At 57.5% G+C, this 23,132-nt stretch carries 17 protein-coding genes; 8 read left to right on the forward strand and 9 right to left on the reverse strand.

Going from position 1 to position 23,132, the window contains the following annotated elements:
• A partial coding sequence (malP, locus tag ERD80_RS14595; RefSeq protein WP_136547374.1) for a maltodextrin phosphorylase occupies positions 1-2,307 on the forward strand: 2,307 nt, incomplete at its 5' end.
• Between the two features lie 8 nt (positions 2,308-2,315).
• Positions 2,316-4,391 carry a 4-alpha-glucanotransferase gene (gene malQ / locus ERD80_RS14600; RefSeq protein WP_136547376.1) on the forward strand — a complete coding sequence of 692 codons (2,076 nt, stop codon included), beginning with the start codon at positions 2,316-2,318 and terminating at the stop codon, positions 4,389-4,391.
• 94 nt (positions 4,392-4,485) lie between these two features.
• On the opposite strand, the gene malM is transcribed toward malQ, so the two are convergent.
• The 3 genes from malM to malK all read right to left on the reverse strand — a co-directional run bounded on the left by malM (position 4,486) and on the right by malK (position 7,964).
• Positions 4,486-5,403: a maltose operon protein MalM gene (malM, locus tag ERD80_RS14605; protein ID WP_241492942.1), complete on the reverse strand. Its 918-nt coding sequence runs from the start codon at positions 5,401-5,403 to the stop codon at positions 4,486-4,488.
• 108 nt (positions 5,404-5,511) lie between these two features.
• On the reverse strand, positions 5,512-6,813 hold the full coding sequence (locus tag ERD80_RS14610) for a maltoporin (RefSeq protein ID WP_136547377.1): 1,302 nt from the start codon (positions 6,811-6,813) through the stop codon (positions 5,512-5,514).
• 41 nt (positions 6,814-6,854) lie between these two features.
• Positions 6,855-7,964, reverse strand: coding sequence for a maltose/maltodextrin ABC transporter ATP-binding protein MalK (malK, locus tag ERD80_RS14615; protein WP_058770170.1), 1,110 nt, complete (start codon positions 7,962-7,964; stop codon positions 6,855-6,857).
• Between the two features lie 361 nt (positions 7,965-8,325).
• On the opposite strand from malK, the gene malE reads away from it, so the two are divergent.
• From malE to malG, 3 genes are read left to right on the forward strand one after another with little or no spacing between them, the layout of a single operon-like run.
• Positions 8,326-9,516, forward strand: coding sequence for a maltose/maltodextrin ABC transporter substrate-binding protein MalE (gene malE, locus ERD80_RS14620; protein WP_136547379.1), 1,191 nt, complete (start codon positions 8,326-8,328; stop codon positions 9,514-9,516).
• Between the two features lie 58 nt (positions 9,517-9,574).
• Entirely contained in the window at positions 9,575-11,107 is a 1,533-nt protein-coding gene (malF, locus tag ERD80_RS14625) for a maltose ABC transporter permease MalF (RefSeq protein WP_136547381.1), read from the forward strand.
• A gap of 9 nt (positions 11,108-11,116) precedes the next feature.
• Complete coding sequence (gene malG, locus ERD80_RS14630; RefSeq protein WP_058759158.1) at positions 11,117-12,007, forward strand: maltose ABC transporter permease MalG; 891 nt, start codon at positions 11,117-11,119, stop codon at positions 12,005-12,007.
• Between the two features lie 133 nt (positions 12,008-12,140).
• Here malG and ERD80_RS14635 read toward each other — a convergent pair whose 3' ends face one another.
• The 4 genes from ERD80_RS14635 to ERD80_RS14650 form a co-directional block, all read right to left on the reverse strand.
• On the reverse strand, positions 12,141-14,237 hold the full coding sequence (locus tag ERD80_RS14635; protein ID WP_136547382.1) for a pyrroloquinoline quinone-dependent dehydrogenase: 2,097 nt from the start codon (positions 14,235-14,237) through the stop codon (positions 12,141-12,143).
• Positions 14,230-14,613, reverse strand: coding sequence for a hypothetical protein (locus tag ERD80_RS14640; RefSeq protein WP_125311292.1), 384 nt, complete (start codon positions 14,611-14,613; stop codon positions 14,230-14,232). The genes ERD80_RS14635 and ERD80_RS14640 overlap by 8 nt, the downstream gene beginning before the upstream one ends.
• 349 nt (positions 14,614-14,962) lie before the next feature.
• Positions 14,963-15,991, reverse strand: a complete 1,029-nt coding sequence (locus ERD80_RS14645; RefSeq protein ID WP_021509410.1) for a methionine synthase — start codon at positions 15,989-15,991, stop codon at positions 14,963-14,965.
• 27 nt (positions 15,992-16,018) lie between these two features.
• Positions 16,019-17,002, reverse strand: a complete 984-nt coding sequence (locus ERD80_RS14650) for a DUF1852 domain-containing protein (protein ID WP_125311294.1) — start codon at positions 17,000-17,002, stop codon at positions 16,019-16,021.
• Positions 17,003-17,576: 574 nt separating this feature from the next.
• Here ERD80_RS14650 and ERD80_RS14655 point away from each other — a divergent pair.
• Both ERD80_RS14655 and ERD80_RS14660 read left to right on the forward strand, forming a co-directional pair.
• Positions 17,577-18,617 carry a tyrosine-type recombinase/integrase gene (locus ERD80_RS14655; protein WP_125311296.1) on the forward strand — a complete coding sequence of 347 codons (1,041 nt, stop codon included), beginning with the start codon at positions 17,577-17,579 and terminating at the stop codon, positions 18,615-18,617.
• Between the two features lie 144 nt (positions 18,618-18,761).
• Positions 18,762-20,456 (forward strand): thiamine pyrophosphate-binding protein, encoded by a 1,695-nt coding sequence (locus tag ERD80_RS14660; protein WP_125311297.1) that lies wholly within the window; start codon positions 18,762-18,764, stop codon positions 20,454-20,456.
• Here the strand turns inward: ERD80_RS14660 and ERD80_RS14665 are convergent.
• Both ERD80_RS14665 and ERD80_RS14670 read right to left on the reverse strand, forming a co-directional pair.
• Positions 20,446-21,366 (reverse strand): LysR family transcriptional regulator, encoded by a 921-nt coding sequence (locus ERD80_RS14665; protein WP_136547384.1) that lies wholly within the window; start codon positions 21,364-21,366, stop codon positions 20,446-20,448. The two genes, ERD80_RS14660 and ERD80_RS14665, sit on opposite strands and share 11 nt — an antisense overlap.
• Positions 21,367-21,490: 124 nt before the next feature.
• Complete coding sequence (locus tag ERD80_RS14670; RefSeq protein ID WP_136547386.1) at positions 21,491-22,393, reverse strand: LysR family transcriptional regulator; 903 nt, start codon at positions 22,391-22,393, stop codon at positions 21,491-21,493.
• Positions 22,394-22,530: 137 nt separating this feature from the next.
• Between ERD80_RS14670 and ERD80_RS14675 the strand changes: the two genes are divergently transcribed.
• Entirely contained in the window at positions 22,531-23,124 is a 594-nt protein-coding gene (locus tag ERD80_RS14675) for a UbiX family flavin prenyltransferase (protein ID WP_104187331.1), read from the forward strand.
• Positions 23,125-23,132 lie beyond the last annotated feature (8 nt).

Genomic DNA, 23,132 nt, shown 5'->3' on the forward strand with positions numbered 1-23,132 from the left:
GCGCTGATCGGAGCCGGCTTACCCGCGCCGCTGGCCGAACTGCTGGCGGAAATACCGCTGCAGCCGGCCGCTGGCGGACAGCGCCACGTTAATTATCTGTCGATGGAGTTTCTGCTGGGCAGGCTGACCGGCAACAATCTGCTGAATCTCGGCTGGTACGACGGCGTCAAAGCGACGCTGGCCGCAGCAGGCGTGACGCTGAGTGACGTGCTGGAGCGTGAAACCGATCCGGCGCTGGGCAACGGCGGTCTGGGACGGCTGGCCGCCTGTTTTCTCGATGCGATGGCGACCACCGGCCAGCCTGCGATCGGCTATGGCCTGAACTACCAGTACGGTCTGTTTCGCCAGCATTTTGTCGGGGGCGCGCAGCATGAACAGCCGGATGACTGGCAGCGCGATCGTTATCCCTGGTTTCGCCACAACGCGGCGCTTGACGTGCAGGTCGGACTGGGCGGCAGCGTGACCACCATTGACGGCGTGACGCAATGGCAGCCTGCTTTTGTTGTGCAGGGTGAAGCCTGGGATCTGCCGGTGGTTGGTTTCCGCAACGGCATCACGCAGCCCTTGCGTCTGTGGCAGGCAAAGCATGCCCGTCCGTTTGATCTCCAGCGTTTCAATAACGGCGATTTTCTGCGTGCAGAACAGCAAGGCATTGAGGCGGAGAAACTGACCAAAGTGCTCTACCCGAATGACAACCATCAGGCCGGCAAAAAGCTGCGTCTGATGCAGCAGTATTTCCAGTGTGCCTGTACGCTGGCGGATATTCTGCGTCGTCATCAGGCGGCGGGGCGAGCCATCGAAACGTTAGCGGATTATGAAGTGATCCAGCTGAACGATACGCATCCGACGCTGGCCATCCCGGAGCTGTTGCGCCTGCTGCTGGATGAGCACCGGCTCAGCTGGCAGGACGCCTGGCGCATTACCCAGCGCACCTTCGCCTATACCAACCACACGCTGATGCCGGAAGCGCTGGAGTGCTGGAACCTGCGCCTGGTGCGCAGCCTGCTGCCGCGCCATCTGCTGATCATCAATACGCTCAATGCGCAGCTGAAACAGCAGGTTGAGGCACGCTGGCCGGGTAATCAGGCGATCTGGTCAAAACTGGCGCTGGTGCACGATCAGCAACTGCGCATGGCAAATCTGTGCGTGGTCGGCAGCTTTGCAGTCAACGGCGTGGCGGCGCTGCATTCGCGGCTGGTGGTACAGGACCTGTTCCCCGAGTATCACGCGCTGTGGCCGGAGAAGTTCCACAATGTCACCAACGGCATCACGCCGCGTCGCTGGATCAACCAGTGCAATCCGGCGCTGGCGGCGCTGATCAACAAAACGCTGCAGCGTCCGTGGCTTAACGATCTCGATGCGCTGCAGGATCTGACGCCATTCGCCGATGATGCCGCCTTCCGCGCCGAATATCGCGCCATTAAGCAGCACAACAAGCAGGCACTGACAGAGTGGATCGCCGCCCGAACCGGCATTGCGGTGCAGCCTGATGCGCTGTTTGACGTCCAGATTAAGCGGCTGCACGAATACAAACGGCAGCACCTGATGCTGCTGCACATGATTGCGCTGTGGCAAACGCTGGTCAGCGATCCGCAGGCCAATCTGGCTCCGCGCGTGATGCTGTTTGGTGCCAAAGCGGCGCCGGGTTATGCGCTGGCAAAAAACATCATCTACGCCATCAATAAAGTGGCGGAAACCATCAACCACGATGCGCGCGTCGGCGACCGGCTGAAAATTGTCTTTATCCCTGATTACAACGTGTCGGTTGCCGAGCGCCTGATCCCGGCCGCCGATCTCTCGGAACAGATCTCTACTGCGGGCAAAGAAGCATCCGGTACCGGCAATATGAAGCTGGCGCTGAACGGTGCACTCACCATCGGTACGCTGGATGGGGCCAACGTTGAAATCGCGCAGCAGGTCGGTGAAGAGAATATCTTCATCTTTGGCCATACCGTAGAGCAGGTCAGCGCGCTGAAACAGGCCGGTTACTCGCCATTGAACTGGCGCAGTAAGGACGCGCAGCTGGATCGCGCGCTGACCGCGCTGGAAGATGGCACCTTCAGTAACGGCGACCGCACGGCGTTCAGCGATCTGGTCAACAGCCTGGGCGCGCAAGGCGGCGATCCTTATCTGGTACTGGCTGATTTTCGCCACTATCTCAACGCGCAGCAGCAGGTTGAAGCGCTGTGGGCCGATCCTGAGGCCTGGACGCGCGCCGCAATCCTCAATACCGCGCGTTGCGGCATGTTCAGTGCCGATCGCGCCATCCGTGACTATCAGCAACGTATCTGGCAGGCCAGCCGCTAAGGAACGCCATGAAACCCAAAGATGCTCTTGATCGCCGTGCTGACGCGCTTATTGCTGCGGAATATATTGATGCGCACGGAAAACCGCAGCAGATTTCTGCTCTTACCCATCAGCGTCTCGCTGCGCTGATGCAGGCCCCTGCGAACGGCTCCGCACCGCTGCCGCCGGTGGTGATTTTTTATGTCGGACAGCCACTGAGTCTGGCACCGGTGCTCAGCGCCGATGCGGAATGGCAGCTGACGAGCGAAAGCGGCGAAAACTGGTCCGGGCGCTGCCAGCCGGGTGAAGCGTTGGTGTTGCCCGCGTTGCCCGCCGGTTATCACCAGCTGACATTGACCCAGGAGTTACAGTGTCACTATTGCCCGATTATAGTGGCACCCCGCCGCTGCTACGAACCTGCGGAACTGCTGGCGGGCGAATCGCTGTGGGGCAGCTGTATTCAGCTGTATACGCTGCGCTCTGCGGCTAACTGGGGCATCGGGGATTTCGGCGATCTGCGGCAGATGATCGCTGAAACCGCGCGGCGCGGCGGCGCGTTTGTCGGGCTCAATCCGCTGCACGCGCTGTTTCCTGCCGCACCGGAGAGCGCCAGCCCTTACAGTCCCTCTTCCCGGCGCTGGCTCAACATCCTCTATATCGACGTAAGCGCCGTGGCAGATTTTGGCCTCAGCGACGCGGCGCAGGCCTGGTGGCAAGCTGAGGAGACGCAGCAGGCGATTCGGGCAGCGCGTGATGCCGCGTGGGTGGATTACACTGCCGTCACCCGGCTTAAGTTGCAGGGACTGCGGCTTGCCTGGCAACAGTTTCGCCGGCGCACGGCAGATGATGGACAGGCACAGGCGTTTGTGGAGTTTGTGCGTGCCGGGGGCGACAGCCTGCTGCATCAGGGGCTGTTTGATGCGCTGCACGCGGCGCGCAGCGCCCAGGATGGCACGGGCTATGGCTGGCAACACTGGCCGGCCGAATGGCAGCAGGCCAACAGTGCGGCAGTGCTGGCGTTTCGCATTGAGCACAGCGACGAGGTGCGTTTCTACATGTGGCTGCAGTGGCTGGCGGCAGAGCAATTCGCCGCCTGCTGGCAGCTGTGTCAGCAGCAGCAGATGGCGATCGGGCTGTATCGCGACCTGGCGGTGGGCGTGGCGGCGGATGGCGCGGAAACCTGGCGCGATCGGCAGCTTTACTGCCTGGACGCCAGTGTTGGCGCGCCGCCGGATATCCTCGGTCCGCTCGGTCAGAACTGGGGATTGCCGCCGATGGACCCGCAGGTGATGGCCGCGCGCGGCTATGAACCGTGGATCGACCTGCTGCGCGCCAGCATGCGCGACTGCGGCGCGCTGCGCATCGACCATGTGATGGCGCTGCTGCGTTTATGGTGGATACCGAAGGACGAAAGCGCGGCGCACGGTGCCTATGTGCACTATCCGGTGGATGATTTGCTGGCGATTCTGGCACTGGAGAGCCAGCGCCATCGTTGCATGGTGATTGGCGAGGATCTGGGCACCGTGCCGGAAGCCATCGTTGATAAACTGCGCGACGCCGGTGTGTACTCCTACAAAGTGCTCTACTTTGAGCAGGAATCGCAGCGCCACTTCCGCGCGCCAGCGACGTGGCCGCGTCAGGCGATGGCCGTTACCACCACCCATGATATGCCGACGCTGCGCGGCTGGTGGCAAAGTGACGATTTGCGGCTGGGCAGTGCTCTCGGACTGTACCCCGATCGGGCGATTCTCGCTGGCCTGTATCGCGATCGGCGCCTGGCTAAACAGGCGTTGCTGCGTACGCTGTTGCGCAGCGGTGATCTGCCGCCGCGCCGCCGCTTTCGGCGGGCCAGCGTCCGCATGAGTCATCAGCTTAGTCAGGCGATCCATCGCTATCTGGCCCGCAGCCAGTGTGCGCTGCTCGGTTTGCAGCCGGAAGAGTGGCTGGATATGGCACTGCCGGTCAACGTGCCGGGCACCGTCGATCAGTATCCCAACTGGCGACGTAAACTGAGTGTAACGCTGGAAGCGATGGCGGAGGATGACAGGATCGATGCGTTGCTGACGGCGGTACAATCACGTCAGCGTCAGCGTCAGCGTAAGTAGCACGAAACCGACCTGCTGCGTGCAGGTCGGAGTGCCATAAAAAAGGTGCGCCGAAGCGCACCAGGTGGGGCAACTCAGCACTGTCGGGGCAGTTTCACCCCTTGCCTTTAACACTGCTGATAAAGGTTTGCCGCGCCGAGGTCGATCCCAGACGCTCTGCTTCATCCAGCAGCTTCAGCGCTTTATCGATATTGCCCTGTTGCACCGCCTGACGAATGCTCTGATTGAAATAGCTTTCCGTCTCATTCACCAGCGGTGCCGGTTCAGGCGCTGGCGCGCGCGCCGTCGTGGCGGCCATGGCCGGCCGGGTGCTGCCAACGGTCACGGCGGCAGGCGCGGCTGAGCCAAACAGCGGGCCGACCAGTATCGACGAGCCGGAACTGGTTGCCACTTTCAGTTTGATTTTGCCGTCGCGACTGTGACGCGCCACCGGATCGGGAATATCCGGTACCGCATGGCCGGTGCCTTTGGCATAAGCTTTGGCCGGATCCAGCAACGTGGTGGTCTGGGTTAAATCCTGGTCGGTGGTGAACACGAGCAAATAGATCTTCTGCTGGCCCGGCACCGGCGTCAGCTTCATCACTCCTTCCAGCCGGTCGGCGCTCATCACGCCGGGCTGCTGATAGCTAAAGAAGCGGCTCGGAAACCACGCGGCCGGCTGCAGGTTTTCGTCCAGTACCAGCACATTAGGGGCAAAGACCTGATTGTGTACCACCTCGCTGCTTAGCGTAACCGTCAGCTCGCCCTGATTGGCAGGCAGGCTGTAAGCCGCAATGGCCCCTGTTACGCCACGTACATCCAGCGGCGTTGCGCTTTGTGTCAGCGTGGTGGTTTGTGCACGTGAAGCATCCACCGGCTGCCAGCTCAGCTGCTGCAGCCGCGCGGTGGGAATGGACGGCGCCGCGGAAAGATCCTGTGGCACCAGATTGATGTCGGCCTGAACTGGCATAATGACGCCGGTCAGCAGCGCGCTGCTCAGGCAGAAGGCGATAAGATGTTTTTTCATTGTGATATCCCAACAAGCTGTCAGGCAGCGGCGTGGGCCAGGCAATGGCTGCCGCTGTCCGAAAACGCCGTGCGTCTGCCGCACGGCGGATGTTTGCTTAACCTGCGCAGCGCCTTACCACCAGATTTCCATCTGTGCGCCGAAGGTCCACTCATCGTTGTCGCCACGGCTGTTGGTGAACAGACCGTTGCCGCTGCTGTCCGCTGCGGCCAGCGACGTGATATCGCCGGAGGCGTCTTTGCTGTAGCCCCACTTCTCATCCCATTTGGCATAGGTAGCGAACAGGCGCAGCGCCGGACGTGACCAGATGCTGTCGCCAGCCTGCCACTGCTGCGCCAGGGTAATTTTGTACTGGCCGTTGCGTTCGCTGACCTGCTGTGACTTAACGTTGTCATAGCCGACTTCCAGCAGGGTGCTCATGATCGGCGTCCATTTGTACATAGGACGTACGCCGACGGTGTACCACTCGGTTCCGCGGTTGTTATCCAGATCGACGTTCTGGTACATCGCCACGTACATCAGATCCCAGCGATCGGCCAGCGAGATCGCACCGTGATCGAGGATGCGGTACATATTGCCGTTGTTATTGATGTTGCTGCCCTGCGGCAGGCCTTTGCCCTGCGAGATCAGCGCATCAGTGGCGTACTGCAGCACAAACTTGTTGTAGCCTTTCAGCATGCTCTGCGTGTGTTCCGCGGTGAACATCCAGCCATCTTTCGACGCGCCGTCATCTAAGCGATAGCCGTCACGCGCGTTGGCGCGGCCATAGTCGACACCCAGTTCCAGCACGCCATTGGGGTTAGTTTCCAGGCCGGCGAGACGCACATCAAAAACGTCGTTGGCGGTACTGGTGGCGTAATCACGAATCTGGTCACTGGAGAAGGTGTAAGAGCCGCCCGCTTCGGAAGAGCGCGTCGCGGCGAACGAGAGCTTACCAAACCCGAGATCGACATCTTCCAGACCGGCACCCGGACCGGAGATATCCCAGTAGTAGAAGTCGATCATGTGAACATCGTGACGCTGATAAAAGCGTTTACCGGCCCAGATGGTGGAACCCGGCAGCGCATCGATCAGGTTTTTTCCTTTCACGTTGGCTTCACGGAAGGCCGGTGAGGTCGCTTCCCAGTCATTCTGCTGGGAAACGGAATAGGCGACGTTGGTATCGAAATAGAAACTTTTATCGCCCTCTTTCCACACTTCCTGACCCAGTTTCAGTTCAGCATAGGTTTCACATTCGTTGCCCAGACGGTATTTGCTTTGCGCGCCGGTAGCCTGAAAGCACTGTTGCTCGCCGCCGCTGCCGGTCCAGCCGATACCCGAACGGGCGTAACCCGTAAAATCGACCGCCATGGCTTGAGCGGAGAGCGTACCCGCTGCGATGGCAATCGCGACGGGAAGTTTGCGCAGAGTTAACATTTTCTATCTCCTGAGGTCATTGCTTTTATTGTTTTGCAGGGCTAAACACCGGGTTCCTGATGCAGCCTGCGGCAGGCGCTCCCGTCCTCGCGGAACAGGTGACAACGCTCCGGCGGCAGGCCAATACCCATCAGGGCGCCCTCTTCTACCAGCACCACGTCCTCCTGGCGGTACACCAGGTTCTGACGAATGGCGGGGATCTGGATATGGATCTGCGTCTCGTGGCCGAGCTGCTCAACCACCTGCACTTCGCCCTCCAGCGTGACATCGGCGATGTCGCTGGAGAGCAGATGTTCCGGACGAATACCCAGCGACATGTTGCTGCCGACCTGGACGCCGGCGCTCTCCACCGGCAGCCATACAAGCTGATCGTTGGGCAGACGCACCTGCACCTGATCGATGGCGGTGGCGGTCACTTTGACGGGCAGAAAATTCATGCGCGGCGAGCCGATAAAACCGGCAACGAAGCGGTTAGCGGGATAGTGATAGAGTTCGAGCGGCTTGCCGACCTGGGCGATGCGACCGGCGTCCAGCACCACGATCTTGTCGGCCAGCGTCATCGCTTCGATTTGATCGTGCGTAACGTAAATCATGGTGCGCTTCAGGCGCTTATGCAGGCGTGAGATTTCGATGCGCATCTGTACGCGCAGCGCGGCATCAAGATTGGACAATGGCTCGTCGAGCAGAAACACACGCGGTTCGGCCACCAGCGTGCGCCCGATGGCCACGCGCTGCCGCTGTCCGCCTGACAGCGCTTTGGGTCGCCGTTCCAGCAGGTGCGCCAGCTGTAACACCTCCGCCACCTGATTGACGCGCTGCTGGATCTCAGCACGCTTTACGCCGGCCAGCTTAAGGCCAAACGACATGTTTTCGGCCACCGAAAGGTGCGGATAAAGGGCGTAAGACTGAAACACCATGCCAATACCGCGCTCAGCGGGCGGAACATCGTTCATACGCTGACCACCAATCAGCAGATCGCCGCGGGTGATGGTTTCCAGGCCGGCGATCATGCGCAGCAGCGTTGATTTGCCGCAGCCGGAGGGACCGACGAACACCACAAATTCCCCTTCGCCGATCTCCAGATTGATGTCTTTTGATACCTCAGTATCGCCCCAGGCCTTGGTGACATGGTGTAACGCAACGCTCGCCATGATGCTTTCCTCTTCGCAGGCTCATGCTTGCCTGCAGCACCGCAGGCAGACTCCGGCGACCACTATGGGCAGGGGCAGACGGCGCAACATCCTCCACCGTGTGGGTTTTTACTGGGGGATGAGGCGGGAGGAGGAGTACACGTACGCCAGCCGCGCCGGCGCGACGTTCACGGCAATTTTGTGAGCTGTCACGCAGAGCTGACGCGTCAATAGTGTGCGCCAGCGCGTATTAAGGCGCTGTTTTGCAAGCGCGATCACGGCTTAGTGCCGTTGGGCGTAGATCGCAGGAGGATGAAGAAATGGCATACCGCCGCACAATGATGCCATTAATGATTTCCGCTTCCGCTAACAGGATGGAGTTATGACAATGAAAACCGGCGCACGCGTTCTGGCCCTTTCCGCCCTTACGGCCGTACTGTTTTCGGCTTCGGCCGTGGCCAAAATTGAAGAAGGTAAACTGGTCATCTGGATCAACGGTGATAAGGGCTATAACGGCCTCGCCGAGGTAGGCAAAAAATTCGAGCAGGACACCGGTATCAGCGTGACGGTTGAACATCCTGACAAAATGGAAGAGAAATACCCGCAGGTCGCCGCGACCGGGGATGGGCCGGACATCATCTTCTGGGCGCACGATCGCTTTGGCGGCTATGCCCAGTCAGGACTGCTGGCCGAAGTCACACCGGATCAAAACTTCCAGCAAAAACTGTTTCCGTTTACCTGGGATGCAGTGCGCTTCAACGGCAAGCTGATTGGCTATCCGGTGTCTGTGGAGTCGCTGTCGCTGATTTACAACAAAGATCTGCTGCCCACCCCACCGAAAAGCTGGGAAGAGATGGCGGCGCTGGATAAGCAGCTGCGCGCCAAAGGCAAGAGCGCCATCATGTTTAACCTGCAGGAACCCTATTTCACCTGGCCGATGCTGGCCGCCGGTGGCGCCTATGCTTTCAAAAAGACCGATAGCGGCTATGACGTGAAAGATACCGGCGTCGACAACGCCGGCGCGAAAGCAGGCATGCAGTTCCTCGTCGATCAGGTGAAAGCCAAAATCCTTAATGCCGATACCGACTATTCGATTGCCGAAGCGGCCTTCAATAAAGGCCAAACCGCGATGACCATCAACGGTCCGTGGGCGTGGAGCAATATCGACAAAAGCGGCATCAACTACGGCGTTACGCTGTTACCGACGCTGAACGGCAAGCCGACCAAAACCTTTGTCGGCGTACTGAGCGCGGGCATCAACGCGGCCAGTCCTAATAAAGAGCTGGCCAAAGAGTTTCTGGAAAATTACCTGCTGACTGACGCCGGTCTCAACGCGGTTAACAAGGACAAGCCGCTGGGCGCGGTCACCCTGAAGTCATTCCAGCAAACGCTGGAGAAAGACGCGCGCATCGCCGCCACCATGAGCAATGCGCGTAATGGCGACATCATGCCTAACATCCCGCAGATGGCTGCCTTCTGGTATGCGATGCGCACCGCGACGCTGAATGCGCTGAGTGGTCGTCAAAACGTCGATGCGGCGCTGAAGGATGCGCAGGCGCGTCTCAATAAGTAATGCTGTTACGGAGCCGACGGCTGTCGGCTCGCCACTGGCTGTTAAGGAACACCGTATCATGTCAGGAATACCGCAAAAGAGACGGCACAGCCTGGTGCTGCGCAGCCTGCTGGTCGGGATCGGCTGTCTGCTGGTCGGCTACCTTCTGGTGCTGATGTATGCTCAGGGTGAATACCTGTTTGCGCTGGTCACGCTGGTAGTCAGCGCCGCAGGCCTGTGGATTTACACCAACCGGCGCGCCTATGCCTGGCGCTATGTGTATCCGGGACTGGCCGGCATGGCGCTATTCGTCCTGTTTCCACTGGCCTGTACCGTCGCCATTGCCTTCACCAACTACAGCAGCACCAATCAGCTCAGTGAGGCGCGCGCGCAGCAGGTGCTGCTGAGTCGCCAGTATCAGGCCGGGGACGCGATGAACTTCGCGCTCTATTCGCAGGGCGATCGCTGGCAGCTGGCGCTCAGCACAGGCGAAAACAGCTTTCTGTCTGCGCCGTTTACGCTGGGTGGTGAACAGCAGCTCAGCCTCACGCCAGCCGCGCTGCCCGCCACCGCGCGCGCCAGCTTAAAAACCATCACCCAAAACCGTCAGGCGCTGAGTCAGTTAACTGCCCGGCTGCCGGACGGTCGCGAGCTGGTGATGAGTTCGCTGCGCCAGTTTTCCGGCACGCGGCCGCTGTATGTGCTGGACGCAGCGGGACAGCTGAGAAATCAGCAAAACGGCGTCCGCTATCAGGCCAACCGGGACACGGGGTTCTATCAGCAGATCAATGCCGATGGCAGCTGGGCCAGCGAACAGCTCAGCCCCGGCTTTACCGTTGGCGCGGGCTGGAAAAACTTTGCCCGCGTGTTCACCGACGAAGGCATTCAGAAACCGTTCCTGGCGATATTTGGCTGGACGCTGCTGTTTTCGCTGTTGACCGTGCTGTTGACGGTCGCGGTGGGCATGGTGCTGGCGTGTCTGGTGCAGTGGGAAGCGCTGCGGGGCAAGGCCATCTATCGCGTGATGCTGATTCTTCCCTACGCGGTACCGGCATTCATTTCGATACTGATTTTCAAGGGGCTGTTTAACCAGAGTTTTGGCGAAATCAACGTCATGCTCAATGCGCTGTTGGGCTTTAAGCCAGCGTGGTTCAGCGATCCGACGCTGGCGCGCGCCATGCTGGTGATCGTCAATACCTGGCTGGGTTATCCCTACATGATGATCCTGTGCATGGGCTTGCTCAAGGCGATCCCGGACGATCTTTATGAAGCATCCGCGATGGATGGCGCCGGGCCGCTGCAGAATTTCTTTTTGATTACGCTGCCGCTGCTGCTGAAACCGCTACTGCCGCTGATGATCGCCAGCTTTGCTTTTAACTTTAATAACTTCGTGCTGGTGCAGCTGCTGACCAATGGTGGCCCCGATCGACTCGGCACCACTACGCCGGCGGGCTACACCGATCTGCTGGTCAACTACACCTGGCGCATCGCCTTTGAGGGCGGCGGCGGTCAGGACTTCGGCCTGGCGGCAGCCATCGCCACGCTGATCTTCCTGCTGGTCGGTGCGCTGGCGGTGATTAACCTGAAAGCGCTACGCATGAAGTTTGATTAAGGAGGCGTTATGGCCATGGTACAACCGAAATCGCAGAAGCTGCGTCTGCTGCTGACGCATCTGCTGCTGCTGCTGTTTATCGCGGCAATCCTGTTCCCGCTGCTGATGGTGATTGCCATCTCGCTGCGCAGCGGCAATTTCGCCACCGGCAGTCTGATCCCGGAACAGATTTCATGGGAACACTGGCGGCTGGCGCTCGGGTTCAGCGTCACCCATGCCGATGGTCGCGTGACGCCGCCGCCCTTCCCGGTGCTGCTGTGGCTGTGGAATTCGGTGAAGATCGCCGCCATCAGCGCGCTGGGGATTGTGGCGCTCTCGACCACCTGCGCCTACGCGTTTGCCCGCATGCGCTTCGCCGGTCGCGCCAGCCTGTTAAAAGGCATGCTGATTTTTCAGATGTTCCCGGCGGTGCTGTCGCTGGTGGCGCTCTATGCGCTGTTTGACCGGCTGGGGCAATATCTGCCGTTTCTCGGCCTCAATACCCACGGCGGCGTGATCTTCGCCTATCTGGGCGGCATCGCGCTGCACGTCTGGACCATTAAGGGCTATTTCGAAACCATTGATGGTTCGCTGGAGGAAGCGGCGGCGCTGGATGGTGCCACGCCGTGGCAGGCGTTTCGTCTGGTATTGCTGCCGCTTTCGGTGCCAATCCTCGCGGTGGTGTTTATCCTGGCGTTTATCGCTGCGGTCACCGAAGTACCGGTCGCCTCGCTGCTGCTGCGCGACGTCAACAGCTATACCCTCGCGGTCGGGATGCAGCAGTATCTTAATCCGCAGAACTATCTGTGGGGCGATTTCGCCGCGGCGGCCGTGCTGTCCGCCATTCCCATCACGCTGGTGTTTTTACTGGCGCAGCGCTGGCTGGTGAGCGGCCTGACGGCAGGCGGTGTAAAAGGTTAAAGATTCATCAGTACCACTGCTTCCTCAACGGCAACCACCTGTTGAGGTTTTGGCGGCCAATGGCCGCCGTTTTTATTGCAGGCATAAAAAAGTGGAGCGCTGTGGCCCCACTCTGTTTGCTGACTGCGCTGTATTATTCCGGCAGTGCGTAAACCACCACCTGATCGCCAACCTGATCCTTCAGGATGGTGTTACCACCGGCGACAAAGGCGACATATTGGCGGCCTTTATATTCATACACCGAGGGGTTGGCAACCGCAGGCGCTTCAACCTGATCGGACCACAGCTCTTCGCCGCTATCCAGTGAATAGGCGCGTACTTTGGCATCCATTGAGGCGCCGATAAAGATCACACCGCCGGCGGTGACTGCCGGACCGCCAATGGTTGGCGAGCCCCAGCTTTCCGGCATGAAGAAGCCGTACTGCTGCGACGCGCCGACCGGACGACGCCATTTCACATCACCGGTGTGCATATCGAGCGCAACGATCTCGCCAAACGGCGGCTGCCAGCACGGCATGCCGAGCCAGTTGTTCGCCACCATCAGGCGCAGGCCGTAAGGCGCGCCTTCCTGCGGGGCGAAACCACTCTCGTTGCCCGAGCCGTTGTCGGCCTTGTCGTAATCGGCGCGGCTGTACAGCTTCACGTATTGCACGATGTGTGAGGTGTTCACAATGGCGATCTGTTTTTGCGGATCGAACGCCACGCCGCCCCATTGCACGCCGCCCGCGCTGTCCGGATAGGTCAGTGCGCCTTCGCCTTGGGTGGTTGGTGGTGTGTACATGCCGTCATAGCTCAGCTTATCCCACAGGCGTGAGCACTGACCGGCGCCAACAATATCGGCCAGCTTCCAGATCGCCGGTTTTTTGGATTGATCCAGCAGCGGTGCCGGTTTGGTCGGGAATGGCTGGGTTGGCGACAGTTTCTCGCCCTGCACTGAACCATCGCCCTGCGGCACCGGACGCTCCTCAATCGGCCAGACATCTTCACCAGTCAGGCGATTCACCACAAACAGGAAGCCCTGCTTGGTGGCCTGAATCAGCGCCGGAATCTGCCTGCCGTTCACGGTAATGTCCATCAGCGTCGGTGCTGAGTTGATGTCGTAATCCCACACATCATGATGCACCCACTGTCGCGACCACACCACTTTGCCGGTATTCACATCCAGCGCAGTCGTGGAGGTGCCGAGCGGAATTGGATCGACGCGGTTGCCGCCCCAGTAGTTTGGCGAAGGTGATGACACCGGCAGATAAACCAGGCCATGCGCTTCGTCGGCCGACATGTGGGTCCAGACGTTAGCCGTACCGGTGCGCTGGCGAATGCTGGCCGGGATGGCGTCAAAAGTCCATTCACGTGCCCCGGTCTGCGCGTTGATTGAAAACACCGTGCCCGGGGGCGCTTCAGCGTAAGCCCAGTCTTTGCCCGCCCAGCCAACGATCAGGTGATTGCCCACCACCGTCGGCGGCTGGAGCAGGGACAGCGGGAATTTAGCGTTAACCGTATTCCACTGGTTGACGTTGAGCACGCCCTTATCTGCAAAGTCTTCGCACGGCTTGCCGGAATCGGCATCCAGTGCGTACAGCTTGCCGTCAACGGTGCCCATATAAACGATTTTCTGGCAGGCCTGACCCACCTGCGGATTTTTCGCCTGCCAGTAAGAGACGCCACGATTTTTCAGTACCGGCTGGGTCAGCGCCTGACGTGGCGATTTAGTATCGTAATGCCACTTCTCCTTGCCGGTGCCCGGATTCAGCGCAATCAGCCGATCAAATGGCGTGCCGATGTACAGCGTATCGTTGGCAAAAATTGGCGTGGCGGACCAGACGGTCGCCGGCGTGTCGCCCTTGCCATCCGAAACGTCACCGGTGTGAAACTCCCAGATTTTTTTCAGCTTGCTGACGTTGTCGGCGGTGATTTGTTTCAGCGGGCTGTATTTCTGCGCGTTGAGCTGGCCGTGAAAACTGTCCCACGTCGCCGTGGAGGGCACCAGCGGCGTGGCCGGCTGGCTGGCAGAGGCCACTTTCTCGCCGTCGCGCTTGCCGCTGGAGACATCATCGGTGGCGTGCGTGGTGCCGGGTGCCTGCTGATCGGCCGCATCCACGTTGAGTTTCTCCTGCGTACCCATCGACGCCTCAGCGGCTTTATCTTCGGCGCGTAGCGTGGCAGGTGCCATCAGCAGCGCCAGGGCAGTCATGCCGACTTTGAGCAGCGGAACGTATTTTTCATTATGCACGGTTAGCTCCTTGTGCGGTGGCGTGGCGAACGCGATGCGCCGGGTTGCGCGCCAGCATAATCAGACCCATCAGCCCGATGACCATTGCCAGTGTAATGATCCCCTGATGCAGCAGCGCGGCAGCAAAACCGATCGCGCATAACAGCAGCAGCGTAATGACGATCAGGAAAATACGACCGGCACGGCCGGTGGCCGCGCGCAGCAGGAAGGTCAGCACCGCCAGCACGACGCTGGCAATAGCGACGCCCAGCGCGCCAATGGTGCCGGTGACACCGGTGAGTGGCGTGAGCCGGGCATACAGCGCGACGGCAAAGCCGATGAGTGCCGCCAGCAGCAGCAGTAAACTGCCCAAACGGGAGGATTGAGATTGCAACATACCAGGAAGTCCCTTAAGGATGAAAGCACGGAAAACAGCGTGTACTGATGAGTCAATGCGGCTGTTGTTCGCGCGGGCTAATCAAATTAACGCCAGCGCAGCGTGAAAAGCAGCGGCATATATCACTTCGCGTTGCTGAGTATAGACGATGATATTCAGGCTGCCCGCCGGATTAGATGCAGAGAGGGAATCAGATAAAAATGGGGAATTTATGACCGTCGCCGCCGGGTGTTTTACAGGATTATTTAGCGAGGCCAGCGAGTCAGGCAGGGAAGTTAATTACAAACGCTCAGTCCGCAGGGTATTTAAACCCTGCGGACTGAGTCAGAGACAAATAAGGCGTTACGCGTTAGCCCTGCAGTTCTTTCCGCACAATCTCCGCGCCGGCACTTAATGCCTGCAGCTTGCCGTAAGCCACATGACGCGACAGCGGCGTCATGCCACAGTTGGTGCTTGGATAAAGTTTATCGGCATCTACAAACTGCAGCGCTTTACGCAGCGTGGCAGCCACTTCTTCCGGTGTTTCGATGGTGTTGGTGGCGACATCAATCGCGCCAACCATGACTTTTTTACCACGAATCAGTTCAATCAAATCCATCGGCACGCGTGAGTTCTGACACTCCAGCGAAACGATATCAATACCGGAACTCTGCAGTTTAGGGAAGATCTCCTCATACTGGCGCCACTCGGTACCCAGCGTTTTCTTCCAGTCGGTGTTGGCTTTGATGCCGTAGCCGTAGCAAATGTGCACTGCGGTTTCACATTTAAGGCCTTCAATGGCTCTTTCCAGAGCGGCAATGCCCCAGTCATTCACCTCGTCGAAAAAGACGTTAAACGCGGGCTCGTCGAACTGAATAATATCAACGCCAGCGGCTTCTAATTCGCGCGCTTCCTGGTTGAGAATTTTAGCGAATTCCCAGGCCAGCTTCTCACGGCTTTTATAGTGATCGTCATACAGCGTGTCGATCATGGTCATCGGGCCCGGCAGCGCCCATTTGATTGGACGCTGCGTCAGCTGACGCAGGTATTTGGCATCATCGACAAAGACCGGTTTCTGCCGGCTCACTTCGCCCACCACGCCGGGTACGCTGGCATCATAACGATTACGGATGCGCACCGTTTTGCGATTTTCAAAGTCAACGCCGTTAAGGTGTTCGATAAAGGTGGTGACGAAGTGCTGGCGCGTTTGCTCGCCGTCGCTGACGATATCAATACCGGCCTGCTGCTGGTCGTCCAGACATAAACGCAGCGCATCCTGTTTGCCCTGAATCAGCTCATCGCCCTGCAATTTCCACGGCGACCATAATGTCTCTGGCTGCGCCAGCCAGGAAGGTTTTGGTAAGCTGCCAGCGGTTGACGTCGGTAATAATGTTTTCATTAATCAATAACCTTATTTATTCGTTAATCAAAGAGCGAAATGATCAGACCACTGCTTCAGAATGCTGTGGTAAGGCTTAATAAACTGCTCTTCGGTAAATTTACCCTGCTCAATCGCCAGTCGCGTGCGCTCTTCGCGATCGTAAACAATTTTGGTCAGCGAGTGATCCTGATGATACAGGTCTGGCTGATATTCAATGCCCGCCGGTGAGTTCGCATTGTAAATCTCAGGGCGGTAAATTCGCTGGAAAGTTTCCATCGTACTGATGGTGCTGATCAGCTCAAGATTGCTGTAATCGCTCAGCAGATCACCGGAGAAATAGAAGGCGAACGGCGCCACGCTGTTGGCCGGCATGAAATAGCGCGCCCTGAGTCCCATTTTGGCGAAATAGAGATCGGTCAATGAAGATTCATTTTGCTGATACTCAATGCCCAGCACCGGATGCTGGTTACCGGTACGACGGTAAATATTTTTGCTGGAGACGCTGAGGCAAATCACCGGCGCTTTGCGGAAGTTAGCCTTATACGTCTCTGAGTTGACAAAATGGCGGAAAATATTGCCGTGCAGCACGCCGAAGTCATCCGGAATACTGAAACCGGAACGGCCTTTATTATGCTCGGACAGCAAAACGCTGAAATCATAATCACGCACATATGAAGAGAAATTGTTGCCGGTGATGCCTTCAATGCGCTCACTGGTTTTTTTATCAACAATATTGGTTTTCAGGATCTCAATCGCCGGAAAGCTTTTGCCCTCGCCGCCTGCCCCCAGATTCATCTCTACAGAAATGATATCCAGTTCAACCGCATAGCGATCGCCTTTTGGGTTGTCCCAGTTTGCCAGCGAATTGAAACGGTTGTTCATCATGATCAGCGCGTTGCGCAGATTCTCTTCACGATTGCTGCCGCGCGCCAGGTTGGCAAAATTGGTGGTAATGCGCGTATCTTTGGAGGGATTGTAATTCTCATCGAAGCGCGTGCTTTTTATACTAAAGGTAAAATCATTTTTCATCGCGAGCGGGCATCCTGATTTCTGCTTGCAACCTGACGCTGTTCTCTCCTTTACCGGAGTTCTCAAAACGTTTACAGGTTTGCAAATTCAGCAGTGGTCATATTGTCGAAAATATTTAACATGGCCTTAGTTATGCCAGAGTCCCTGCGTGAGGAAAAGTGATTAAATTTCAAAGCAAGATGAGCTAACTTCATGTTGCCTGCACCAGGCTCGCGCTGAGGGTAAGTAAGCAAAGGTTGGGCAAAAAACCTGCAAAATCAGGCGCTAATCTGCGCTATCACACTGCCCATCCTTAGCCTGACAGCTGACGGCGCGTTTGTCAGTTGAAAAAACTTCACCATCGAGTTTTCCATCCCCTTTAGCGCTGTCCATCCAGATTTTCAGCGGTTAGAATAGCTGACTTCATATAATTGGCATTATATGAAGTCAGGATCCGCAGGATCATCACCTTTGGTTAACATGATGCAGTGTGTCTGCGCCACATCGTGCATAAAAAACCGGCACCGCTACGTTAAATCTGGCGGGTGATGACCCTGCTACATGCACAGAATTCACGTAGCGACGTCATAAATTAATGAGTAAAACGGACACCCTGCCCGGGATTACCGCCAGCCCGGCCCTGATGCACAGTGCTGATGAGGATATTGCTGAACGCCTGAGAGAATTTGTCAGTGATAAAGAGGCGTTTTCTGATAACACGTGGCGACAGTTGCTGAGCGTTATGCGGATCGGCAGCCGCTGGGCGACTGAACATGGCCGGCAATTTTTACCGATGGATCCTGCCGATCTGCGTGATTACCTGCTGTGGCTTCAGGCATCGGGACGCGCCTCTTCGACAATCGCAACTCATGCTGCACTGATTTCCATGTTACACCGTAACGCCGGACTGGTGCCGCCCAATGTTTCGCCGCTGGTGTTCCGCGCGGTGAAAAAAATCAATCGCAGCGCGGTGATAGCCGGTGAACGTGCCGGTCAGGCCATTCCCTTTCGCATTCGGGATTTACTTAAGCTGGATCAGCGCTGGGCGGACTCTGACCGCCTGCAACAGCAGCGCGATCTGGCATTTTTGCATGTGGCTTACGCCACGCTGTTACGCATCAGTGAACTGAGCCGCCTGCGGGTGCGTGACATTTCGCGCTCGGCCGATGGCCGTATCATTCTCGATGTCGCCTGGACCAAAACCATTGTGATGACCGGGGGACTGATTAAGGCACTCGGCGATCTCTCATCACAACGGCTGACCGAATGGCTGGTGGTATCCGGGCTGATCGCAGAACCCGACGCGTTCATTTTTGGCCCGGTGCACCGCGCCAACCAGGCGCAGATTGTCTGCGATAAACCGCTCTCGACTCGCGCGCTGGAGGATATTTTCGTCCGCGCCTGGCGTGAAGCGGGACCAGGCACCGGCGTACAACCCAATAAGAATCGCTATCGCGGCTGGTCGGGACATAGCACCCGGGTCGGTGCCGCCATCGACATGGCCAGCAATAAGTACAGCACCGCGCAGATTATGCAGGAAGGCACCTGGAAGAAGCCGGAAACGGTGATGCGCTACATTCGCCACGTTGATGCGCATGCCGGGGCGATGGTGGATCTGATGAATGGGCACCTTTAATCACGCGGCTTTGCCTCATAGTCATACCTTTTAGGGTATCAAACAGGCCAATCTTAGTATTGGAATCAACGCTCACCCTGCTTCTAAGATACATTCAGCCCGGAAACTGGCGGATTATTAACCGATAGTCAGAGGTGAACAACGATGAATAAACCGATTGCAAAATTAAACGACATCCCGGTACGCCGCGGTGGTGATGTCCTGCTGGAAGTGTTAGAGAGCGAAGGCGTTGAGTATGTGTTCGGTAACCCAGGTACGACTGAATTACCGTTCATGGACGCCCTGCTCAGAAATCCCAACATCAACTATGTGCTTGCCTTGCAGGAAGCCAGTGCGGTTGCGATGGCCGATGGTTACGCGCAGGCTGCCGGTAAGCCCGGTTTTCTCAATCTGCACACGGCCGGTGGTCTGGGGCACGGCATGGGCAATCTGCACAATGCGGTTTGCTCGCAAACGCCATTAGTGGTGACGGCTGGCCAGCAGGATTTACGCCACAGCATCACCGATCCCCTGCTGCTGGGGGACTTAGTGAGTATGGGTAAGATTTTTTCCAAATGGTCGAAGGAAGTCACCAGCGTTGACCAGTTACCAATCCTGGTTCGCCGTGCTTTTCATGATGCGGACGCTGCGCCCAAAGGCCCGGTTTTCCTCTCTTTACCGATGGATGTGATGGAAGCCATGAGCTCCGTCGACATCGGCGCGCCGTCTAACGTTGATCGTAAAGCGGTCGCAGGTTCACTGCCGCTGTTAGCCAAAAAGTTAGCCGCCTTCACCCCTGGCAAGGTCGCGATTATTGCCGGCGATGAGATTCATCAAAGCGGCGCGGCTGCGGAAGTTGTCGCACTGGCTGAGTTGCTGGCCGCTGACGTTTACGGCTCAACCTGGCCGAATCGGATTCCGTATCCCACCGCGCATCCTCTGTGGCGAGGCAATCTCTCTACTCAGGCGACGGACATTGCCAAAGCGCTTGATCAATACGATGCAATCTTTGCGCTCGGCGGTAAATCGCTCATCACCATCCTCTACACCGAGGGGCGTGCCGTGCCGGAGCATTGTAAAGTGTTCCAGCTCTCAGCCGATGCAGGCGATTTGGGACGAACTTATCGTAGCGAGCTCTCAACTCTCGGCGATATTAAATTATCGCTGGCGGTGCTGCTACCTGAGCTGAAAGAGGCTACCGCGCATAATCGCCCGGATTATCAGCGTCGTTTCGCGGCTGCGGCAGCACAGTTCGAACAAACTAAAGAGAACTTATTACAGTCGGTACAAGAGCAGCAGTCGGCCACGAAGATTACGCCATTGATCGCCGCATTTGAGGCCGCGCGCGCTATTGGTCCGGATATAACAATTGTTGACGAGGCCATTGCGACCTCACAATCGCTGCGTAGATCGCTGTCGAGTAACAGAGCAGATCAATATGCTTTTATGCGCGGTGGCGGTCTGGGCTGGGGAATGCCCGCTGCAGTGGGATATTCCCTCGGACTGGGCAAAGCCCCTGTTGTCTGTTTTGTGGGGGATGGTGCGGCAATGTATTCGCCTCAGTCGCTGTGGACCGCCGCCCATGAGCAATTGCCGGTAACCTTTATTGTGATGAACAATACTGAATATAATGTTCTTAAGAACTTTATGCGGTCTAAAGATGATTACACCTCGGCGCAAACCAATCGTTTTATCGCCATGGATTTGGTAGATCCTGTGATTGATTATCAGGCACTTGGCACCGCGCTGGGGCTGAAAACGCGTAAGATTGAGGTGGCTTCACAGATCGCTGCGGCTGTCGAAGAGGCTATCGCCAGCGGTAAACCCAGCCTGATCGAAATCGTGATTGCTAAGAACTGATGCGGGTATCCGATGCCGTGCTTAACTCCTCTGCGAGGGCACGGCATTGGTTAACAAAGTGTTCCAGCGCTGGATTTTTATTATCAGAAGACCACATCAGGATATTTTCGATGGTATTTGCGTCCGCAATTTTCCGATAATTAATGCCTCTTATCTGCGCCGTCGCCATACTTGCCGGAATGATGGCCACCCCTAATCCATGAGCGACGAAATTAACGATGGTTTGCTGGACTGAAACCTCAACGCCAATATGTGGACTAAAACCGGCTTTAAGGCATTGATTAAAAATTCTGTCATAAAGCAGCGGCGACATAGGGCGAGGCACAATGATAAACGGGTCATTGGCCAGCGTTTCAAGGGTGAAATTTTCAACATTGGCCTGGGGATGATCCGCAGGAAGCGCGACAATTAACGGTTCACGCAATAACACCAGCGAGTTAATCGCGGAGCTGGTGACTTCCGAAAAGCTAATCGCAACGTCCAGCCGCCCATCCTCCAGCGCAGCGTTTAACCCGGTCGGGATCATTTCCTGAAATTGCAGATCAATACTAGGGTAATTCATTCTATGTTTCATGACCAGTTGCGGCACCACACTGTACGATGCGTACATGGTTGCGCCCAGCTTAATTAATCCCATTTGCCCTTCTGAAACAGCCTGCACATTACTACACGCCTGCTGCATCATTCTTAATACAGCGTAAGCATCTTTCAGGAATTGCTCGCCGGCAAAGGTAAGTTTCATGCCTTTGGCATTACGGGTAAACAGTTTCGCACCCACATCGCGTTCGAGCTGGGCTATTTGTCTGCTTAGCGGTGGCTGCGAAATATTCAGCTTTTCTGCTGCCCGGCCTATATTCCCCACTTCTGCCACGGTACAAAAACTCATTAGCTGATTCAGTGTTGGCTTCATGACTGCGCTTCTCACGCATAATCTGACAATAGATGACGTCAGTGAATCACAATTTAGCCGATATGGCATAGCAATTCGCCAGCCAGATCCCCATAACGCCGCTGAGGCTGGAATGCCCGGCTGATTACGCAGCGGGTTCCTCACCATAGTGCGACTGCGCGTACCCGGCAAAGCGCCGGATCTCCGGGTTGGCCGCGCCGGTTTTCCAGCACAGGTAGAGTGCCGTCGTGACATCCTGCTGTGCCAGCGACAGTAGTGCCACATCCTGCCGCAAAAATCTCTCCGGGGCGTGGGGGATGAAGGTCACGCCCAGCCCCAGCGCAGCGAGGTCAACGGCGGTGGCCACATCGCGCGCGCGGAGCACGCTGGCGGGAATCTGCCTGGCGGCGGCATAGAGATTAAGCACCGCGCCACCCAGCCCGATGCCTTCCGGATCTTCCTGCAAAATCAGCGGCTCCGCTACCAAATCAGCCAGCGAGACGCAGGCCTGCTGCGCCAGCGGATGGTCGTCGGCCAGCACCGCACACAGCGAGGTTTGATGCAGAATTTGCCGGCTAATCTGACGACGTTCCGGCAGCGGCCCGCGCAGGATGCCGATATCCAAATCGCCGCTCTCCAGCAGGCTTAGCTGTTGGTTGACGCTGTACTCCACGGGTTGCAGCGCGATCTGGGGAAAATCACGTCTGAAGGCACGGATAATTTTGACCAGCGCCGGCTCCAGCATAGATGTGCCCACATAGCCAATGCGTAACATGCCGCGTCGCCCGGCGGCCACCTGCTTAATCGTGTCCTGCAGATGCTCCACACGCTGCACCGTCTGCTGGACTTCCCCGAGCAGCAATACGCCTTCGCGCGTCAGACTCACCTTACGCTTGTCGCGCGCAAATAACTTCACGCCCCACTGCTGCTCCAGTGCCTGAATATGCTGAGACAATGCCGGTTGCGTGAGGTTGACCACTGCCGCCGCCCGCGCGAAATGCAGCGTATCGGCGAGTGCCAGAAAAGAACGCAGCTTACGGTAATCCATGCCACACCTGATAAGGATTCGTTATTAATAAAACCATAATACCAATTAGACCATGATTAGCGAGCGCATTATCTTTGCCAGCAGGACGGCGACGGCAGGAACGCGCCGGAAAATTTTTGCCTTTCACAGGAGGCCTTATGCGCATTATTGTCGGCGTAACCGGTGCCACCGGTGCCCCACTCGCGCTGCGATTACTGCGGCAGCTGGCGGACATTCCGCACATCGAAACGCATCTCATTTTGTCACGCTGGGGAAAAGTGACGCTGGAACATGAAACCAACTGTTCTCTCAACGACATCAAACAGCTGGCCAATGTGTTTCATCCGGCCGGTGACCAGGCCGCGACTATCTCTTCGGGCTCATTTGTCACCGACGGGATGGTGATTATTCCCTGCAGCATGAAAACGCTGGCCGGTATCCGCAGCGGGTATGCGGAAGGGCTGATTGGCCGCGCCGCTGATGTCGTCCTGAAAGAGCAGCGCAAACTGATTCTGGTACCGCGCGAAACCCCGCTTAACACCATTCATCTGGAAAACATGCTGGCGCTGTCACGCATGGGCGTCAGCCTGATTCCGCCTGTACCGGCCTGGTACAACCATCCGGCCACAATCGCCGATGTGGAAAATCATATCGTGGGTCGCGTGCTGGATCAGCTTGGTATCGACACTGCTGGCGCCACGCGCTGGCAGGGTTTGCATCCCGCCAGTGATGACCAGACACTCTCAAACTAAGGAACAGC

The organism is Pantoea sp. R102 (genome assembly GCF_004916815.1).
GTDB lineage: Bacteria > Pseudomonadota > Gammaproteobacteria > Enterobacterales > Enterobacteriaceae > Pantoea > Pantoea dispersa.

What these genes read in the sequence shown, in the direction of transcription:
- ERD80_RS14665 (WP_136547384.1), bottom strand. Translation starts at nt 21,366, where the DNA reads ATGAAGCCAACACTGAATCAGCTAATGAGTTTTTGTACCGTGGCAGAA.
- ERD80_RS14610 (WP_136547377.1), bottom strand. Translation starts at nt 6,813, where the DNA reads ATGTTAACTCTGCGCAAACTTCCCGTCGCGATTGCCATCGCAGCGGGT.
- malE (WP_136547379.1), top strand. Translation starts at nt 8,326, where the DNA reads ATGACAATGAAAACCGGCGCACGCGTTCTGGCCCTTTCCGCCCTTACG.
- malG (WP_058759158.1), top strand. Translation starts at nt 11,117, where the DNA reads ATGGCCATGGTACAACCGAAATCGCAGAAGCTGCGTCTGCTGCTGACG.
- ERD80_RS14640 (WP_125311292.1), bottom strand. Translation starts at nt 14,613, where the DNA reads ATGTTGCAATCTCAATCCTCCCGTTTGGGCAGTTTACTGCTGCTGCTG.
- ERD80_RS14670 (WP_136547386.1), bottom strand. Translation starts at nt 22,393, where the DNA reads ATGGATTACCGTAAGCTGCGTTCTTTTCTGGCACTCGCCGATACGCTG.
- ERD80_RS14675 (WP_104187331.1), top strand. Translation starts at nt 22,531, where the DNA reads ATGCGCATTATTGTCGGCGTAACCGGTGCCACCGGTGCCCCACTCGCG.
- ERD80_RS14650 (WP_125311294.1), bottom strand. Translation starts at nt 17,002, where the DNA reads ATGAAAAATGATTTTACCTTTAGTATAAAAAGCACGCGCTTCGATGAG.
- malQ (WP_136547376.1), top strand. Translation starts at nt 2,316, where the DNA reads ATGAAACCCAAAGATGCTCTTGATCGCCGTGCTGACGCGCTTATTGCT.
- ERD80_RS14645 (WP_021509410.1), bottom strand. Translation starts at nt 15,991, where the DNA reads ATGAAAACATTATTACCGACGTCAACCGCTGGCAGCTTACCAAAACCT.
- malF (WP_136547381.1), top strand. Translation starts at nt 9,575, where the DNA reads ATGTCAGGAATACCGCAAAAGAGACGGCACAGCCTGGTGCTGCGCAGC.
- malK (WP_058770170.1), bottom strand. Translation starts at nt 7,964, where the DNA reads ATGGCGAGCGTTGCGTTACACCATGTCACCAAGGCCTGGGGCGATACT.
- ERD80_RS14660 (WP_125311297.1), top strand. Translation starts at nt 18,762, where the DNA reads ATGAATAAACCGATTGCAAAATTAAACGACATCCCGGTACGCCGCGGT.
- ERD80_RS14655 (WP_125311296.1), top strand. Translation starts at nt 17,577, where the DNA reads ATGAGTAAAACGGACACCCTGCCCGGGATTACCGCCAGCCCGGCCCTG.